Annotated in this window: 4 protein-coding genes; all 4 read left to right on the top strand. The window is 68.4% G+C overall.

What is annotated here, in order from left to right:
• On the top strand, nt 1–411 hold a 411-nt coding region (locus EQG76_RS14315), incomplete at its 5' end, for a TAXI family TRAP transporter solute-binding subunit (protein ID WP_159714604.1).
• A gap of 26 nt (nt 412–437) precedes the next feature.
• Nucleotides 438–1,190: an ABC transporter ATP-binding protein gene (locus EQG76_RS14320; protein WP_159714607.1), complete on the top strand. Its 753-nt coding sequence runs from the start codon at nt 438–440 to the stop codon at nt 1,188–1,190.
• Complete coding sequence (locus EQG76_RS14325) at nt 1,187–1,996, top strand: ABC transporter permease (protein WP_159714610.1); 810 nt, start codon at nt 1,187–1,189, stop codon at nt 1,994–1,996. Before EQG76_RS14320 ends, EQG76_RS14325 begins: the two co-directional genes overlap by 4 nt.
• 189 nt (nt 1,997–2,185) lie before the next feature.
• The coding region (locus tag EQG76_RS14330; protein WP_200840821.1) for a hypothetical protein at nt 2,186–2,577 on the top strand (392 nt) is incomplete at its 3' end.

A 2,577-nucleotide genomic window follows, 5' to 3' on the forward strand; every position in this document is an offset into this window, starting at 1 on the left:
GGGTCGCTCGAAGCGATGTTTGTGATCGCAGGCGCACCGGCCGCCGTCGTGTCGGAGGCGGTGGCCACGCTGGACGCCCAGATCGTCCCGATCGACGGGGGCCCGGCCGACCAGTTGCTCCGCGACACCCAGTTCTTCATCCGCACCTCGATCCAGCCCGGCGCCTATGTCGGCGCCTATGGCACCCCGACCATCGGCGTGCGTGCATTGTGGCTGGTCTCGGCCGACGTGCCGGACGAGCTGGTCTACGGGATCACCCAGGCCTTCTGGCACCCGCAGTCGCAGGCCTTCCTGCGCAACGTCCATCCACGGCTGCTCGACCTGAGCCTGGCCCACGCCCTGGACGGGATGGAGGTCCCGGTCCACCCGGGTGCCGCCGAGTTCTATCGCGAGCAGGGTTTTGTCCAGTGAGCACCGCCCCAGTGGTGCGGGGTCCAATGAGCACCGCCCCGGCTGTCCGGGTCGAGGGCCTGGTCAAGCGCTATGGCGAGGTGGTGGCTGTCGACCGGCTGAGCTTCGCCATCCCGACCGGGCGAACCACCGCCCTGCTGGGGGCCAACGGTGCCGGCAAGACCACCACGATCGCGATGCTGCTGGGGCTCCTGGCGCCGAGTGCGGGGACGATCGAGATCTTCGGCCTGCCGATGCCGAAGGCGCGCAACCGGCTCCTGCCGCGGATGAACTTCTCCTCGCCCTATGTCGACCTACCGCTGCGCCTCACCGTGCGGCAGAACCTCCTGGTCTATGCCGACCTCTACGGGGTGCCCGCACCGCATGAGCGGATCGCCGACCTCGCGGCCTGGCTGGATCTGGCTGCGTTCCTCGACCGCCCGACCGGGCGGCTCTCGGCCGGGCAGAAGACCCGGGTCGTGCTGGCCAAGGCGCTGATCAACCGCCCGGAGCTCCTGCTCCTGGACGAACCCACTGCCTCGCTCGACCCGGATACCGCCGACCGGCTGCGTACCATGCTCCAGGACTACCAGGCCGAGCGCGGTGCCGCTGTGCTGCTCGCCTCGCACAACATGCCGGAAGTCGAGCGGCTGGCGCAGCACGTGGTGATGCTCAAGGCCGGGCGGCTGGTGGCGGAGGGCTCGCCGGCCGAGCTGCTGGAGCGCTTCGGCCGGGTCGACCTGGAGGAAGTGTTCCTGGACATCGCGCGCGGGCGCGCCCGCGATCCGGCCCCGGCATGAACCCGGCCCGCCTGGCCATGCGCCGGATCCGCGGCGTGTTCAGGCGCCACTGGTACCTGCTCACCGCGTCCTGGCCGCGCATGCTGGACCTGGTCTACTGGCCGACCGTGCAGGTGATCCTGTGGGGCTTCATCACCCGCTTCCTGGCCGAGGAAAGTTCGCTGGTGGCGAATGCCGCCGGGATCTTCCTCTCCGCGGTGCTGCTGTGGGACGTGCTGTTCCGCAGCCAGCTCGGCGTCAGCCTGGGCTTTCTGGAGGAGATGTACGCCCGCCATTTCGGCCATCTCTACACCAGCCCGCTGCGCCCCTACGAGCACGTGCTGGCCGTGTTCCTGATCGCCATGATCCGGGTGGCGCTGGGGGTGGGCGGAGCGTCGCTCCTGGCCATCCCGATCCACGGCTTCTGGATCGGCGGCGTGCTTGGCTGGTCGACAGTGCTGTTCATGGCGGTGCTGATGGCGTTCGGCTGGTCGATCGGCCTGATGATCGCCGGGCTGGTGATGCGGCTTGGCATGGGCGCGGAAAGCCTCGCCTGGGCGGCGATCTTCCTGATCCAGCCGGTCTCCGGCGTGTTCTACCCCATCGATACCCTGCCGGGCTGGGTACAGGTGATCGCCTGGTGTCTGCCCACTGCGCCAGTGTTCGAGGGAATGCGCGCGGTCCTGATCGAGCACCGCTTCGACCTGGGCCTGCTGCTCCACGCCCTGGGCATGCTCTGCCTCTGGCTGGTGCTGGGTGCCTCGGTCTACACTGCCCTGTTCCGCTCCGTGCGCCGGCGCGGCCAGCTCCTGCAGACGGGCGAGTGAACCGCACCGTTGCCGGCGGCACATCCTGAGGTTGCTATACTACAACCATGCCGGATCCTTTATCCGGAAAAGTAATATTGGACAGTACGCCTCAGATATATCCACGATAACTATTGATGAGTTTCTATTAAGCTTCCTCACGGTAGGATGGTGACCAGTTCGATCACCGCTCGTCTTCCGGGGAAAGCCATGGTCCATCATCCGATCCGCAGGCAGGCGCTCGTGCTGACGCTGCTGTGCGGTGCCCTGCCGGCCGCCGCCCAGTCCACGGGTGGCCCGGTGCTGCAGGGCCCGGCCGACGAGATCGAGGACCGCTCGATCACGGTCATGGGCCAGACCGTGCAGCTGCCGGGCGGGCTGGTCAACACGCCAGCGGCGTTCGGCGTGTCGGGCAAGCTCCTGAAGGACGACGTGCCCGGGCGGAAGAAGGGCTTTCGCGACAGCACCGTCGTGGTCCGGCTCGTACCCGGCAACGGCGCGCCGGTGGCGCAGTCCGCCTATGCCAGTCTCGACCTCGCCACAGTCACTGGGCTCGTCACCTCGGCGGCCGGCAGCCCGCTCGCGGTCAACGGCCTGCCGGT

This window comes from Geminicoccus flavidas (assembly GCF_009806515.1).
Classification (GTDB): domain Bacteria; phylum Pseudomonadota; class Alphaproteobacteria; order Geminicoccales; family Geminicoccaceae; genus Geminicoccus; species Geminicoccus flavidus.